This window comes from Halomonas sp., from assembly GCF_033549285.1.
Classification (GTDB): Bacteria; Pseudomonadota; Gammaproteobacteria; order Pseudomonadales; family Halomonadaceae; genus Halomonas.
Map to the genome: position 1 here is coordinate 1 of NZ_JAWSUJ010000035.1, position 14,221 is coordinate 14,221.

Sequence of the window (14,221 nt, forward strand, 5' to 3'; positions counted from 1 at the left end):
GCGCCAGATGGTCTCGGCCAGCGTGCGCGGCTACCGGCACGGCCCGCAGACGCTCGCCGCACGCCAGGACGTGGCGCTGGACTACCTCAACTCGGTGCCGCTCTCCGCGGCCCCCGGCTATGGCGAGGTCCATGGCCTGGGGAATGGCCTGTGGGTTTGGTTCGGCGCCGATTTCGACGCGGTCAACCGCCTGCTGGTGCCCACCTTCAATGCCCCGGACAGCCTCGCCGCCCAGGGCCTGGCGCTGCGCCAGGTGGTGGCCCTGATGATCGCCCAGCGTCGTCCCTCCTGGTATCTGAACAGCGGCCACCAGGCCCTGGAGTCGCTGACCGACGGCCACCTGCGCCTGCTGGCCGAGGAGGGCCTGGTGACTCCGTCCCTGCGCGATGCCGCCCTGGCCAGCCGCTTGACCTTCCGCGACTTCACCAGGGAGCCGGTACGCCTGCAGGTCGCCCATGACAAGGGCCTGCAGGTGGCCCGCCAACGGCTCGGCCGCCTGGTCGGCCTGTCCTTCTACGACCTCGACCGGCTGGACCTCTCGGCGCGCACCACCCTGCACGGCGACCTCCAGCGCCGGGTCACCGCGTATCTGCAGCGACTGGCCGACCCGGGGTTCGCGAGCGAGGTCGGGCTGCTGGGCGAGCGCATGCTGTCGCCCGAACGGGCCGCCGACGTGCGTTACAGCTTCACCCTGCTCGAGCGCGACGCCACGGGCTTTCGGGTGCGCGTGCAGACCGACACCACCGGCCAGCCCTTCGACATCAACGAGGGCAGCAAGCTGGAGCTCGGCTCCACCGCCAAGCTGAGGGTGCTGGCCACCTACCTGGAGGTGATCGCCGAGCTGCACGGCCGCCATGCCGGGATGCCGGTGGATGCCCTTCGCCGGATCGAACTGGATCGGCAGGACGTGCTGAGCCGCTGGGTGATCGACCGGCTCATCGCCGAGCCTGGTCTGGGGCTTCGCCCCCTGCTCGAGGCCGCCATGCAACGGCGCTACTCGGCCAGCCCCCACGAGGCCTTCTTCACCGGCGGTGGGCGCCATACCTTCGGCAACTTCCGCCGCGAGGATGACGGCCGCCACCCCGGGCTCGATGATGCCCTGCGCGAATCGCTCAACCTGCCCTTCGTGCGCCTGCTGCGCGACCTGGTGCAGCATGTCATTCATCAGGGCGAGGGCCGCCGCCCGCTGCTCGAGGACGATCAGGACCCGCGGCGGCAGGCCTACCTGGCGCACTTCGCCGACCGGGAGGGCCAGGTCTTTCTCGAGCGCTTCTGGCGCAAGTATCAGGAAAACTCGCGCGATGAACGCCTGGCCACCTTCCTGGATGGCCTGCGTCCCACGGCGTCCCGGCTGTCCGCCGCGCACCGCTACCTGTTTCCCGAGGCCGACCGCGATGCCTTCGCCGCCTTCCTCGCGGCCAGGCTGCCGGGCAATGCGCTAGACGAACGACGCCTCGAGGCGCTCTACCGCGACCACGCGCCGGGCAGGCACGGCCTCAGCGACCAGGGGTACATCGCCGGGGTGCACCCGCTGGAGCTGTGGCTGGTCGGCTACCTGCTGGATAATCCCGAGGCCGGGTTGCGCGAGGCCATCGCGGCGAGTCACCAGCAGCGCCAGGAGGCCTATGGCTGGCTGTTCAGGACACGTCACCGCAGCGCCCGCGACGTGCGCATCCGCACCATGCTCGAGGTGGAGGCCTTCGACGAGATCCACCGCCGCTGGCAGCGCCTGGGCTATCCCTTCGACCAGCTGGTGCCATCGCTTGCCACCGCCGTGGGAAGCTCCGGAGACCGTCCCGCCGCACTGGCCGAACTGATGGGGATCATCCTCAACGACGGCGTCCGCCTGCCGGTGCTGCGCATCGATGAGTTGCACTTCGCGGCGGATACTCCCTACGAGACACGCTTCGTTCCGTCCGAGACTCGCGCCCGGCGCGTCATGGCCCCGGAGGTCGCCGCCGTGCTGCGCGCGGCTCTCGCCCAGGTCGTGGAGGGCGGAACCGCCCGACGCCTGCAGGGCAGTTTCACCCTCGCGGATGACGCCCCGCTGGAGATGGGCGGCAAGACCGGTACCGGCAACAACCGCATCGAGACGGTGACCCGCAGCGGCCAGGTGATCGACTCCCGCGCCCGTAACCGGACCGCCACCTTCGTCTTCCACCTGGGCGAGCACCACTTCGGCACGCTCACCGCCTACGTGGCCGGCAGTCAGTCCGACGACTTCCGCTTCACCTCGGCACTCCCCGTCCAGGTGCTCAAGGGGATGGAACCCTTGCTGGCCCCCTACCTGGCCCCGGGGGCCGCCGGCCGATGCCTGCCCGCCGAGACCGAGGAAGGGCAGCTGGCGCTGCGCTGAAGGCCAGTAAGGGCCTGCACAACCGCCAGAGAGACCACGGCCCGGCAGGTCGCCTGCCGGGCCGTGGTGTGCGGGCTTGCCGGAAGGGAGCCCATCCCGCTCAGGGAGCCGGCCCGATCACGCCACGGGCCCGAGCGCCGCTGAGGCGTAACGGTGCGAGGGGCTCAGTCGCAGGGCACGACGGTGCGGGCGGTGTCCTTGGCCCAGAGGCTCTTGCCGTCGGGGGTTGTCCCGTGGGCGTTCCAGGTCTCGCTGACCTCGACGCAGTAGGAACCGAGGTCCTCGATGCGCTTCTCCGGGTTGGCGGGGCGCTCGTCGCTGATCCGCATGATGTCCGGGTTGGCACTGGTATAGGTCGGGGAGATGGCACTGCTGGTGCAGCCGGCGACAAGGGCGGCGAGCAGGGCCAGGGGCAGGGCATGACGTAGACGCATGGGGAATTCCTCCGGGAGGGGGACAGGGTTCACCAGCGTGACTTCGGTTGCAGGACCTCCGGCGGGACATCACTCCGTTTGACGCCCCGCTGGATGGCGGCATCATACCCGAGCGGTGGAGAGCACGCCAAACGGGCGCTCGGCGCGGATGCAGGCATGCGCGAAGATGGCTACAATCGTGGCCTGATTTTCAACGGGATACCCTGAGCCGCCATGTCGAACACCGCCCGCGCCTCGCGCAAAATCCTGGTCACCAGCGCCCTGCCCTACGCCAATGGTGCCATCCACCTGGGCCACCTGCTGGAGTACATCCAGACCGACATCTGGGTGCGCTTCCAGAAGAGCCGCGGGCATGAGTGCCACTACGTGTGCGCCGACGACGCCCACGGCACGGCCATCATGCTGCGTGCGGAGCAGGAGGGCATCACCTCCGAGGCGCTGATCGAACGGGTCTCCCGCGACCACCAGACCGACTTCTCCCGCTTCGGGGTGGCCTTCGACAACTATCACTCGACCCACTCCCCGGAAAACCGCCACTTCAGCGAGCTGATCTACACCCGGCTGCGCGACAAGGGGCACATCGCCACCCGCGACATCGAGCAGATGTTCGACCCGGTGAAGGGCCTTTTCCTGGCCGACCGCTTCATCAAGGGCACCTGCCCGAAGTGCAACACAGAGGACCAGTACGGCGACAACTGCGAGGCCTGCGGTGCCACCTACACGCCGGCGGAGCTGATCGATCCGGTCTCGGCGATCTCCGGTGCCGCCCCCGAGGTGAGAAGCTCCACCCACTACTTCTTCAAGCTGCCGGACTTCGCCGATTTCCTGAAGGCGTGGATCGACGATGACCATGTCCAGCCGCAGATCCGCAACAAGCTGATGGAGTGGTTCGAGTCGGGCTTCAACGAGTGGGACATCTCCCGCGACGCTCCCTACTTCGGCTTCGAGATCCCCGACGCGCCGGGCAAGTACTTCTACGTCTGGCTGGATGCCCCGATCGGCTACCTGGCCAGCTTCAAGAACCTCTGCGACCGCCGGGGGATGGACTTCGATGCCTACTGGGCACCCGACTCCGACGCCGAGGTCTACCACTTCATCGGCAAGGACATCGTCTACTTCCACGCCCTGTTCTGGCCGGCCATGCTCCACGGCGCCGACTTCCGCACGCCCACCGCGGTCAACTGCCACGGCTTCGTCACGGTAAACGGCGCCAAGATGTCGAAGTCGCGGGGCACCTTCATCAAGGCCGCGACCTATGCCGACCACCTCAACCCCGAGTACCTGCGCTACTACTTCGCCGCCAAGCTGACCTCGCGGGTCGACGACCTGGACCTCAACCTCGAGGACTTCGCGGCGCGGGTGAACAGCGACCTGGTGGGCAAGGTGGTCAACATCGCCAGCCGCTGCGCCGGCTTCGTCAAGAAGCTCGGCGGCAATCGCCTCGCCGGACACTGCAGCGAGCCCGAGATGGTGGCACGCTTCATCGCCGCCGGTGACGCCATCGCCGAGGAGTTCGAGGCCCGCGAGTTCGGCCGCGCCATGCGTCTCGTGATGGAGCTGGCCGACGAGGCCAACACCTACATCGCCGAGGCCGAGCCCTGGGTGCTCGCCAAGCAGCCCGGCCGCGAGCAGGAGGTGCTGGAGATCTGCTCGGTGGGCATCAACCTGTTCCGCCAGCTGATGGTCTACCTGGCCCCGGTGGTGCCGGCCATGGCCGAGCAGGCCCGCGCGTTCCTCGGGCTCGAGACCCTTGACTGGCACAGCCGCCACACCCTGCTGGTGGACCACGAGATCGCCAAGTTCAAGCCGCTGATGACCCGCGTGGAGCGGGACAAGATCGATGCCATGATGGCGGCATCGAAGGAGGACCTGGTGGAAGAGCAGAAACTCAAGGAGACGGCGAAGGGCCCCCTGGCCGAGGAGCCCATCGGTGAGGAGATCAGCTTCGACGACTTCGCCAGGGTCGACCTGCGCATCGCCCGCATCGCCCGGGCGGAGTACGTCGAGAAGGCCGACAAGCTGCTCAAGCTGACCCTGGACCTGGGCGGCGAGACCCGCACCGTCTTCGCCGGCATCCGTGCCGCCTATGCCCCGGAGGCCCTGGAGGGACGGCTGACGGTGATGGTCGCCAACCTGGCGCCGCGCAAGATGCGCTTCGGCGTGTCCGAGGGCATGGTGCTCGCCGCCGGCAACGACGACGGGATCTATCTGCTCGGCCCCGATTCCGGCGCCGAGCCGGGCCAGCGGGTGCGCTGAGGCGCCGCCGTGACGGAGACCGATGCCCGCTCCCGGGCCGCGCTGATCGAGGCGATCGACGCCGAGCTGCCCCAGACCCAGTGCGGCAAGTGCGGCCAGCCCGGCTGTCGCCCCTATGCCGAGGCCATCGTCGACGGCGAGCCCATCAATCGCTGCCCGCCCGGTGGCGAGGCCACCGTGGCCCGGCTGGCGGCGCTGACCGGTCGCACGCCGCTGCCGCTGGCCGAGCCCGCCCAGTCGCCGCTGGTGGCCTGGATCCGCGAGGCCGAGTGCATCGGCTGCACCAAGTGCATCCAGGCCTGCCCGGTGGATGCCATCCTGGGGGCGTCCAAGCGCATGCACACGGTCATCGTCGATGAATGCACCGGCTGCGAGCTCTGCGTGGCGCCCTGCCCCGTGGACTGCATCGACCTGCTGCCCCACCCCGCCTGGGAAGCCGCCGAGACCGATGAGGCGCGCGATGCCTACCTCGCCCACCGCGCCGAGCAAGGACGCCGTCGCCATCGCGCCCGCCAGCAGCGCCTGGCTCGGGAGGCTCGGGAGAGGCGCATGGAGCGCCAGAAGCGGCTGATTCGGCAGCGCCAGCGCTCGGGGCCGGGCAGCGCTTCCGGCCCTGGGCCGCAGCGCCAGCGTCAGATGGCCGTCAACGCCGCCGAACAGGCCCTGCGACGGGCCAGGCAGCAGCTGGCCCACGCCGAGCGCCAGGGCGAGGCCAGCGCGGTCGAGGCGGCCGAGGGACAGGTCGACAGCGCCAGTCGGCTGCTTGCCGACGCGCGAAAGGCGCTGGAGCAGGCCACCACAGCCGAATGAAGCAAAACAACGGATAGTTGATCAACCAGCACCCGACGGAAGGGGCGCCGGAGACAGGTCGGAGAGGAGGTCCTACGCCAGGGATGGCGTCGGTAGCGCCCAGGGAGGGGTTCACAGCGCCTCCTCGGTGGTCCGACACTTCGGGGCCTGTCTCCGGAAAAGCCCCGGGCATCGCCACTGACCCGGAACACCATGAACGCCCAGAAACGCCACGAGATCTTCGCGCGACTGCGCGACCACAACCCCGAGCCGACCACCGAACTGCACTGGACCACGCCCTTCGAGCTGCTCGCCGCCGTGCTGCTCTCGGCCCAGGCCACCGACGTGGGGGTCAACAAGGCCACCGCCCGGCTCTTCCCGGTGGCCAACACGCCCCAGGCGATCCTCGAGCTGGGCCTCGACGGCCTCAAGGCGCACATCCGCACCATCGGCCTCTACAACACCAAGGCCGAGAACCTGATGAAGACCTGCCGGATCCTGGTCGAGCAGCACGGCGGCGAGGTGCCCCGCACCCGCAAGGCCCTGGAGGCCCTGCCGGGCGTCGGCCGCAAGACCGCCAACGTGATCCTCAACACCGCCTTCGGCGAGCCCACCATCGCCGTGGATACCCATATCTTCAGGGTGGCCAACCGCACCGGGATCGCCAGGGGCAAGGACGTGGTCGAGGTCGAGAAAAAGCTGCTGCGCCATGTGCCGAAGGAGTTCCGCCAGGATGCCCACCACTGGCTGATCCTCCATGGGCGCTACACCTGCCTGGCGCGCAAGCCTCGCTGCGGCAGCTGCATCATCGAGGACCTCTGCGAGTATCCGGACAAGACCGAGCTGTGACAGGCGCCCTTGCCGGCCTGTCGCACCGCCGCACGCCTCGCCACCGCCACCCCTCGAAGGGCCCTGGCTGGCACAAGTGCCCGCAGGCTGGTTCACTGGCGGCATGACCGCCAACGAGACCCGCCCATGGAAGCGCTGAAGTATCTCCTGCTGCCGCCGGTGATCAATGCCCTGCTGATCCTCGCCGGCCTGGTCCTGGGTGCTCGCCGGCTGAGCGGCGGCCTGCTGGTCGCCCTGGGGCTGGGCGGCCTGCTGGCCCTCGCCACTCCGCTGGCGAGCCACGCCCTGCGCCAGGGGCTCGAGCCGCCGGCCCTGGCCGGGCCCGCCCAACTGCGCCGGGCCGAGGCCATCGTGATCCTCGGCGGCGGACGCGACTACGCCTCACCGGAATTCGGCTGGGGCGATGCGCCGTCCAATGCCAGCTGGCGCCGGCTGGCCTACGGCGCCCACCTGCATCGCGAGACCCGGCTGCCGATCCTGGTCAGCGGCGGGCGCGTGCACGACGAGCACAGCGCCGAGGCGAGCCTGATGGCGGCGGCGCTGCGCGAGGTCTTCGAGGTGCCCGTCCGCTGGATGGAGGGGCGCAGCCGCAGCACCGCCGAGAACGCCCGCTTCACCGCCGAGATGCTGGGCGGCGAGGGTATCGGGCATGTCGCGCTGGTCTCCCAGGCCTGGCACCTGCCGAGGGCAGTGGCGGAGTTCGAGCGCGCCGGTCTCTCCGTCACGGCCGCGCCGACCGAGTTCGCGAGCGCCCCGCCGCCGGGCGTACACGCCATGATCCCGCGTGCCTACCACCTCCACCAGAGCACCCGCGCCCTGCACGAGTGGCTGGGGCGGGCCGAACTGGCCCTTCGCAACCAGCTGCTGCGCCGCGGTGATTGACCCCAACGTCGAAGCGCCACGCCTGCCGTGAGGCGCTAGGCTGGTCGCTTCGTTCCGACTTCTCGACACGAGGCTCGACATGCTGGACCTGCTGATTCCCCTCTCCCTGGCCGCCGCCTTCGGTGCCCTGCTCGGCTCGCTCTGCCGGCTGACCCGCTGGCCCGGCCGCGACCGCCCGCTGCTCTTCACGCTGGTGGGCCTGGTCGCCGGCATCACCGCCTTCTTCATCCATCTGGTGCTCAACTGGGTGACCGGCGCGCCGGCCTGGTGGCTGCCGGTGCTGGTGGTGCTGCAGGTCTGGCTGTGGCTGGGGCCGCTGGGACCCCGGCGGGGGCTCGGCCGGCAGCGCAAGTAACCACGTCACGACAGGGAGAACTCGCCGCCCCTCTCCACCGCCCGGCGATAGGCCGGACGCTCGCGGCAGGCCGCCAGGAACGCCTGCAGCCTGGGGTAGCCGGAGAGGCCGCCGCCGTCTTCCAGGGCGAGCAGCGGGAAGCTCATCTGGATGTCGGCCGCACTGAATGCCTCCCCGGCGAACCAGGCACCACGCTCGAGTTCCACTTCCCAGTAGTCGCTCAGCTGGCGGATCTGCGGCCCCAGCAGCTGCTGCTCCACCCCACGGGCGAAGAGCCGGCCGAGGGGCCGGGCCAGCGCCGGTACCGGGGGTTTGCCCAGCGAGGCGAACACCAGCCGCATCACCAGCGGCGGCATGGCCGAGCCCTCGGCATGGTGCAGCCAGAAACGGTAGCGCTCGTGCGCGTCACTGCCCGCCGGCGGCTCCAGCAGGCCCTCATGATCGAAGCGTTCGACCAGATACTCGAGGATCGCCCCCGATTCCGCCACCACCCGACCGTCCCGGGCCTTGTCGCTGATCACCGGCGACTTGCCGAGCGGATGAACCTCGCGCAGCGAGGCGGGTGCCAGCATGGTCCGGGGGTCGCGCCGATAGGTGATGACCTCGTAGTCGACGCCGAGCTCCTCCAGCAGCCACAGGACCCGCTGGGAGCGGGAGTTCTCCAGATGATGGACCTTGATCATGCCGTCCTCCTCGATGGGCCCCGGATAGCGGGGACAATCCCCGCACCCTAGCACGCCACCCGCGCCGCCTCCTGCCAAGGTCGTCTTTGCCACCGCCCGGCCGGCCACTAGACTGATCGGCAACCATGCATAAACGACCGCACACTCATAGGAGGGCACCATGGCCAAGGTGCTGGTGGTGGACGACGAACCCAATATCGTCCTGTCCCTGGAATTCCTGATGCAGCAGGCCGGCTTCCAGGTGGACACCGCCGAGGATGGCGAGAGTGCCCTGTCGCGCATCGCCGAGTCGCCCCCGGACCTGGTCCTGCTGGACATCAGCCTGCCCGGCATCAGCGGCTTCGACGTCCTCGAGCGCCTGCGCGGCGACCCCGACCATGCCCGGCTGCCGATCATCATGCTCACCGCCCACGGGCGCGAGGTGGAGCGCGAGAAGGGCATGGCCCTGGGGGCCGACGACTACATCACCAAGCCCTTCTCGACCCAGGCGCTGGTCGAGAAGGTCAAGACCCTGCTCGCCGAGGTGTCCTGATGGCCAAGCGCGGCTCCCGCCTGCCCCGCCGCCAGCGGCTGATCGGCCTGTGGCTGTTGCTCAGCGGTGTCAGTATCTTCGGCGGCGCCGTGTTCGCGCTGTGGCTGGACAGCCTCGCCGGCCTCGAGGGCACGGCGCGGCTGCTGCTGTGGCTGGGCTGCTTCTCCGGGGGCGGCACCATCTTCCTGGTCGGCCTGCTGCTCGAGCGCCAGCTGTTCACCCCCCTGCGCCACCTGCAGGTGCAGCTGGCCCGCCTGGTGGCCAACCCGGATGCCCGCCAGGACTATCCGCCCGAGGGCTGGCTGCGAGGGCTCGGCCCCGATCTGATGCGCGTACGCGAGGCCTGGCGGGCCGACCGGGAGCGCCTGGCGACCGCCCATGCCGAGGGCGCGCGCAGCGCCGCCCGCATCCGCCAGGAGCTCGAGACCCTGCTCCAGGTGCTCGACACGCCGCTGCTGCTCTGCGACCACCACCGCCGGGTGCTGCTTTTCAACCAGGCCGCCGAGACCCTGTTCGAGGGCCATCCCGGCCTGGGGCTCGGCAAGCGCCTGGACGCCCTGCTGCCGATCTCGAGCCTGGAGGATGCGCTGGGCCAACTGCCCGACGACGGGGCGCCACGGGAGATCCTGGTGCCCTGCGACGAGCGCTGGCTGCACGTGGTGCTGCGCCGCGTCCCCGACAGCAACCACGAGACGCTGCTGACCCTGACCGACACCACGGCGGCCTGGACCAGCGAGATGGGAGCCCGTGCCGATATTGCCGAGATGCTGCCGGTACTGCGGCGCCACAGCGCCAGCCTGACCAGTGCCGCCGACGCCCTGGTGGGCGTGCGCGACGACGCCGCGGCCGGCGAGCTCGGGAAGCGTCTGGAGGCGGTGATCGACGAGGAGAGCCGGGCGCTGGCCGCCCAGCTCGAGCGCATGGGCCGGCTGATGGAGGACATGCACCGCGAGGGCGAGCGCCTGGTCCCGCTGTGGTCCAATGATCTCTGGGCGGCCCTCGAGGAGCGCCAGGATGGCGCGTCCCTGCGCATCACCCCCATCGGCATGCCCGCCTGGCTGAAGGGCGACGCGCCGGCCCTGCTGGCGCTGCTCGACTCGCTGCTCCCGCGCCTGACCGCGCACTCCGGCCAGGCCGAGCTGGAAGGCGAGGTCTGCCTGGGCAACCGCCGGGTCTACCTGGACCTGATCTGGCGCGGGCGCCCGCTGGGCGAGCAGGGGCTGGACGAGTGGCGTGCCGAGCGCCTGGACGCCCTGCCGCTGGCCCCGCGGGTCGGCGATGTCCTGCGCCAGCACACCAGCGATGCCTGGAGCATCGCCGACGAGGACGGCGAGCATGCCCGGCTGCGCCTCCCGCTGCCCGCCACCGAACGAGTCGGCGCGCCGCGCCCGCGCACCCCGCCGCGTCCGGAATTCCACGACTTCGGCATCGCCGACATGCCCCCGCCGGACAGCGAGCTGGCGGCCCGGCCCTTGAGGACCCTGGAGGTCGTGGCCTTCGACACCGAGACCACCGGGCTGGAACTGCGCCGCGGCGACACCGTGGTCAGCCTCGGCGCCTGCCGCATCGTCAATGCGCGACTGCTGGCCAGCGACATCTTCGACCTGCGGGTCGACCCGGAACGGCCCATCCCGCCGGCCAGCACCGCCATCCACGGGATCACCGATGATGACGTGGCCGGCGCCCCGCCGCTCAACGTGGCACTTCCTCGCTTTCGCGACTACATCGGCGAGGCGGTTATCCTGGCCCACAACGCCGCCTTCGACCTGCTGGCCATCCAGCCCCCCGGCGGCGGCATCACGTTCGACATGCCGGTGCTCGACACCCTGCTGCTCTCCCGGGCGCTCGACGACAGCCTCGACGGCCATGACCTGGACAGCCTGGCCGACCGCTATGACCTGAGCTTCCCGCCCGGCACCCGCCACACCGCCCTGGGCGACGCCCGTGTCACCGCGGAGCTGTGGCTCTCGCTGCTGCCCCGGCTGGAAGCGCGCGGCATCGAGACGCTGGAGCAGGCGCTGGCGCTGCAGGCCAGTGCCTTCGACAGGGAGGACGCCTTCGCCTCGTGAACACGCCGCGCCTGAAGGAGCGCCTGGTCGCGCTGATCGTGCTGGCGGCCCTGCTGTTCTCCCCGCCCCTGCTGCTGGTGGCCGACCGCTCCCCGACGGCCCCGGGCTGGCTGGTTGCCTACCTCTTCCTGGCCTGGGGGGCGGTGATCGCGCTGATGGCCTGGCTGATGGAACACCGTCACGAGGAGTGATCGCGAATGCAGGCTGACACGCCATGAGAAGCAGCGTCGTGGTCCTGACGGTGGCCTTCGGCTACCTGGCGCTGCTCTTCGTCATTGCCGCCTGGGGGGACCGCCGCGCCGAGCAGGGGCGCTCGCTGATCGGCTCTCCCACCGTCTATGCCCTCTCCATCGCGGTCTACTGCACCGCCTGGACCTTCTACGGCAGCGTCGGCCGCGCGGCCCAGTATGGCCCCAGCTTCCTGCTGATCTACCTGGGCCCGACCCTGGCGATGCTGATGGCCCCCTTCGTGATCCGCAAGATGGTGCGCATCGCCAGCGCCCAGCGCATCACCTCCATCGCCGACTTCATCAGCGCCCGCTACGGCAAGAGCTCGAGCCTCGGGGCCCTGGTGGCGCTGATCGCCCTGATCGGCATCACCCCCTACATCGCCCTGCAGCTCAAGGCCATCACCGTCAGCCACGCGGTGCTGGTCAACTACCCCCAGGCCGCCGAGCTGCGCCTGGCCGACGAGAGCTTCTGGGCCGACAAGTCCTTCTGGGTCGCCCTGGTCCTGGCGGTGTTCATCATCCTCTTCGGCACGCGCCACCTGGATGCCAGCGAGCGCCACGAGGGCATGGTGGCGGCCATCGCCTTCGAGTCGCTGGTCAAGCTGGTGGCCTTCCTCTCGGTGGGGGTCTTCACCGTCTTCGTGCTCTTCAACGGCCCGGCGGAGCTCTTCGCCCGGGTCGGGGCGATGCCCGAACTGACCCGGCTGATGAGCCTGGAGGCGGTGCCCGGCGGGGCACTTGGCTGGGTGGGCATGCTGGTGCTGGCGTTCCTGGCCTTTCTCACCCTGCCGCGGCAGTTCCAGGTGCTGGTGGTCGAGAACGTCGACGAGCGACACCTCAGGCGTGCCAGCTGGCTCTTCCCGCTCTACCTGCTGGTGATCAACCTGTTCGTGATTCCCATCGCCCTGGCCGGGCTGCTGCTCGGCGACGTCAGCGGCGATCCGGACAGCTTCGTGCTCACCCTGCCCCTCTCGACCGGCCTGGAGGGGCTGCCGCTGCTGGTCTTCATCGGCGGGCTCTCGGCCGCCACCGGCATGATGATCGTCGAGACCATCGCCCTGTCGACCATGGTCAGCAACCAGCTGGTGATGCCGCTGCTGCTGCGCTCGCGCCACCTCCACCTGAGCACCCGCGGCGAGCTCGCCGGCTGGCTGCTGCGCATCCGCCGCGTGGCCATCCTGCTGATCCTGCTGCTCGGCTACCTCTACCATGCGCTGATCGGCGACGCCTACAGCCTGGTGACCATCGGCCTGGTCTCCTTCGCCGCCGCCTGCCAGTTCGCCCCGGCGCTGCTGGTCGGCCTGTACTGGCGGGGCGCCAACCGCCTGGGGGCCGGGGTGGGCATGATCGCGGGCTTCCTGATCTGGGCCTGGACCCTGTTGATCCCGGGCTTCGCCCAGTCCGGCTGGCTGGATGCCGGCTTCCTCGACCAGGGCCCCTGGGGGCTCGCCTGGCTGAGGCCCTATGCGCTGTTTGGCCTCGAGGGCTGGGACATCTATACCCACTCGCTGCTGTGGAGCCTGGGCGCCAACCTCGGGCTGCTGGTGGGCATCTCGCTGTTCACCCGCCAGTCACCGCTGGAGCAGACCCAGGCGGCGCTGTTCACCGAGGCCATGCACCCCGGCCTGGTGCAGACCTCGCTGTGGCAGGGCCAGACCACGCGCGGCGAACTGCGCGCCCTGCTCGACCGCTACCTGGGGGGCGCCGCCACCGCCCGGGTCTTCGCCACCCATCCCGACGAGGCCGCCGACGACAGCCAGCCCGCACCGCCGGGACTGACCGCCCGCGCCGAACAGGCCCTGGCCGGCTCCCTGGGCAGCGCCTCGGCGCGGGTACTGATCGACTCGGTGGTGCGCGGCGAGGCCCTGAACCTCGAGTCGATCCTCAGCATCCTCGACACCACGTCCGAGACCCTGGAGGTGAACCGTCGCCTGGAGCAGAAGTCCCGGGAGCTGGCCCGCACCAGCGAGGAGCTGCGCGCGGCCAACGAGCGCCTGCGCGAGCTCGACCGCCTCAAGGACGAGTTCGTGGCCATGGTCAGCCACGAGCTGCGCACGCCCCTCACCTCGATCCGCGCCTTTGCGGAGATCCTGCGCGACAGCGGCGACCTGCCCGACGAGAAGCGCCGCCACTTCCTCGACGTGGTGGTGCGCGAGAGCCAGCGGCTCTCGCGCCTGATCGAGGAGATCCTCGACCTGGCAAGGCTCGAGAGCGGCCGCCTGACCCTGGAGCCCCGGCGCCTGGACCTGGTGGCGTTGGCACGGCACAGCGTGGATGCGGTGCAGCGGCTGCAGGAGGACCGCGGGGTAAGCCTTGAAGTCGAGATCACACCGGAGACCTCGACGGTCATCGGCGACCCGGACCGCCTGGAACAGGTGATCATCAACCTGCTCGACAACGCCGGCAAGTTCGCCGCCGACGACGACCCGAAGGTGCTGCTGCGCCTAGAGCGGTACAAGGACCACTACCGTCTCGCCGTGGAGGACAACGGCCCCGGCATCGCCGAGGACGAGCGCGAACGGGTCTTCGAGAAGTTCCACCAGATCCAGCGCCAGGAGGGGGGCGAGACGCGCGGCCGGCCCCGCGGCAGCGGCCTGGGGCTGCCCATCAGCCGCGGCATCGTCGCCCACCTGGGCGGACGGCTATGGGTCGAGGAGGCGCCGCGACTGGGCGGGGCCTGCCTGGTGATGGAGCTGCCCGAGGCACCGCCCGAGAAACTGGAAGCTGAAAGCTGAAAGCTGAAAGCGGAAAGCGGAAAGCGGAAAATCAGCATGGTCGGGCAACGC

12 protein-coding genes are annotated in these 14,221 nt (G+C 70.1%); 10 read left to right on the forward strand and 2 right to left on the reverse strand.

Features of this window, described 5'->3' with window-relative positions; translation table 11 throughout:
• On the forward strand, positions 1–2,356 hold a 2,356-nt coding region (locus SCI24_RS09750), incomplete at its 5' end, for a penicillin-binding transpeptidase domain-containing protein (RefSeq protein WP_318725181.1).
• A 164-nt stretch (positions 2,357–2,520) separates the two neighbouring features.
• Here SCI24_RS09750 and SCI24_RS09755 read toward each other — a convergent pair.
• On the reverse strand, positions 2,521–2,790 hold the full coding sequence (locus tag SCI24_RS09755; protein ID WP_318725182.1) for a hypothetical protein: 270 nt from the start codon (positions 2,788–2,790) through the stop codon (positions 2,521–2,523).
• A 213-nt stretch (positions 2,791–3,003) separates the two neighbouring features.
• Here SCI24_RS09755 and metG point away from each other — a divergent pair, with 213 nt between their 5' ends.
• The 5 genes from metG (at position 3,004) to SCI24_RS09780 (ending at position 7,921) form a co-directional block, all read left to right on the forward strand.
• Positions 3,004–5,046, forward strand: a complete 2,043-nt coding sequence (gene metG, locus SCI24_RS09760) for a methionine--tRNA ligase (RefSeq protein WP_318725183.1) — start codon at positions 3,004–3,006, stop codon at positions 5,044–5,046.
• A gap of 9 nt (positions 5,047–5,055) precedes the next feature.
• Entirely contained in the window at positions 5,056–5,856 is an 801-nt protein-coding gene (locus SCI24_RS09765; protein WP_318725184.1) for an RnfABCDGE type electron transport complex subunit B, read from the forward strand.
• Between the two features lie 192 nt (positions 5,857–6,048).
• Positions 6,049–6,684: an endonuclease III gene (gene nth / locus SCI24_RS09770; RefSeq protein ID WP_318725185.1), complete on the forward strand. Its 636-nt coding sequence runs from the start codon at positions 6,049–6,051 to the stop codon at positions 6,682–6,684.
• 126 nt (positions 6,685–6,810) lie between these two features.
• Positions 6,811–7,566: a YdcF family protein gene (locus tag SCI24_RS09775; RefSeq protein ID WP_318725186.1), complete on the forward strand. Its 756-nt coding sequence runs from the start codon at positions 6,811–6,813 to the stop codon at positions 7,564–7,566.
• Between the two features lie 79 nt (positions 7,567–7,645).
• Positions 7,646–7,921, forward strand: a complete 276-nt coding sequence (locus SCI24_RS09780) for a hypothetical protein (protein ID WP_318725187.1) — start codon at positions 7,646–7,648, stop codon at positions 7,919–7,921.
• A 5-nt stretch (positions 7,922–7,926) separates the two neighbouring features.
• Here the strand turns inward: SCI24_RS09780 and SCI24_RS09785 are convergent, their stop codons facing one another.
• Positions 7,927–8,604 (reverse strand): glutathione S-transferase, encoded by a 678-nt coding sequence (locus SCI24_RS09785; protein ID WP_318725188.1) that lies wholly within the window; start codon positions 8,602–8,604, stop codon positions 7,927–7,929.
• A 160-nt stretch (positions 8,605–8,764) separates the two neighbouring features.
• Here SCI24_RS09785 and SCI24_RS09790 point away from each other — a divergent pair, with 160 nt between their 5' ends.
• Genes SCI24_RS09790 through SCI24_RS09805 form a run of 4 tightly spaced genes read left to right on the forward strand, consistent with a single transcriptional unit; the run spans position 8,765 to position 14,170 of the window.
• Positions 8,765–9,136: a response regulator transcription factor gene (locus SCI24_RS09790; RefSeq protein ID WP_318725189.1), complete on the forward strand. Its 372-nt coding sequence runs from the start codon at positions 8,765–8,767 to the stop codon at positions 9,134–9,136.
• Positions 9,136–11,205, forward strand: coding sequence for an exonuclease domain-containing protein (locus tag SCI24_RS09795; RefSeq protein WP_318725190.1), 2,070 nt, complete (start codon positions 9,136–9,138; stop codon positions 11,203–11,205). The genes SCI24_RS09790 and SCI24_RS09795 overlap by 1 nt, the downstream gene beginning before the upstream one ends.
• Positions 11,202–11,396 carry a hypothetical protein gene (locus SCI24_RS09800; protein ID WP_106231616.1) on the forward strand — a complete coding sequence of 65 codons (195 nt, stop codon included), beginning with the start codon at positions 11,202–11,204 and terminating at the stop codon, positions 11,394–11,396. The genes SCI24_RS09795 and SCI24_RS09800 overlap by 4 nt, the downstream gene beginning before the upstream one ends.
• 23 nt (positions 11,397–11,419) lie before the next feature.
• Positions 11,420–14,170: a sensor histidine kinase gene (locus SCI24_RS09805; protein WP_318725191.1), complete on the forward strand. Its 2,751-nt coding sequence runs from the start codon at positions 11,420–11,422 to the stop codon at positions 14,168–14,170.
• Positions 14,171–14,221: the final 51 nt, after the last annotated feature.

Bases quoted from the DNA above. Each gene is read 5' to 3' on its own strand.
- SCI24_RS09755 (WP_318725182.1), bottom strand. From the start codon at position 2,790: ATGCGTCTACGTCATGCCCTGCCCCTGGCCCTGCTCGCCGCCCTTGTC.
- metG (WP_318725183.1), top strand. From the start codon at position 3,004: ATGTCGAACACCGCCCGCGCCTCGCGCAAAATCCTGGTCACCAGCGCC.
- nth (WP_318725185.1), top strand. From the start codon at position 6,049: ATGAACGCCCAGAAACGCCACGAGATCTTCGCGCGACTGCGCGACCAC.
- SCI24_RS09775 (WP_318725186.1), top strand. From the start codon at position 6,811: ATGGAAGCGCTGAAGTATCTCCTGCTGCCGCCGGTGATCAATGCCCTG.
- SCI24_RS09780 (WP_318725187.1), top strand. From the start codon at position 7,646: ATGCTGGACCTGCTGATTCCCCTCTCCCTGGCCGCCGCCTTCGGTGCC.
- SCI24_RS09785 (WP_318725188.1), bottom strand. From the start codon at position 8,604: ATGATCAAGGTCCATCATCTGGAGAACTCCCGCTCCCAGCGGGTCCTG.
- SCI24_RS09790 (WP_318725189.1), top strand. From the start codon at position 8,765: ATGGCCAAGGTGCTGGTGGTGGACGACGAACCCAATATCGTCCTGTCC.
- SCI24_RS09795 (WP_318725190.1), top strand. From the start codon at position 9,136: ATGGCCAAGCGCGGCTCCCGCCTGCCCCGCCGCCAGCGGCTGATCGGC.
- SCI24_RS09805 (WP_318725191.1), top strand. From the start codon at position 11,420: ATGAGAAGCAGCGTCGTGGTCCTGACGGTGGCCTTCGGCTACCTGGCG.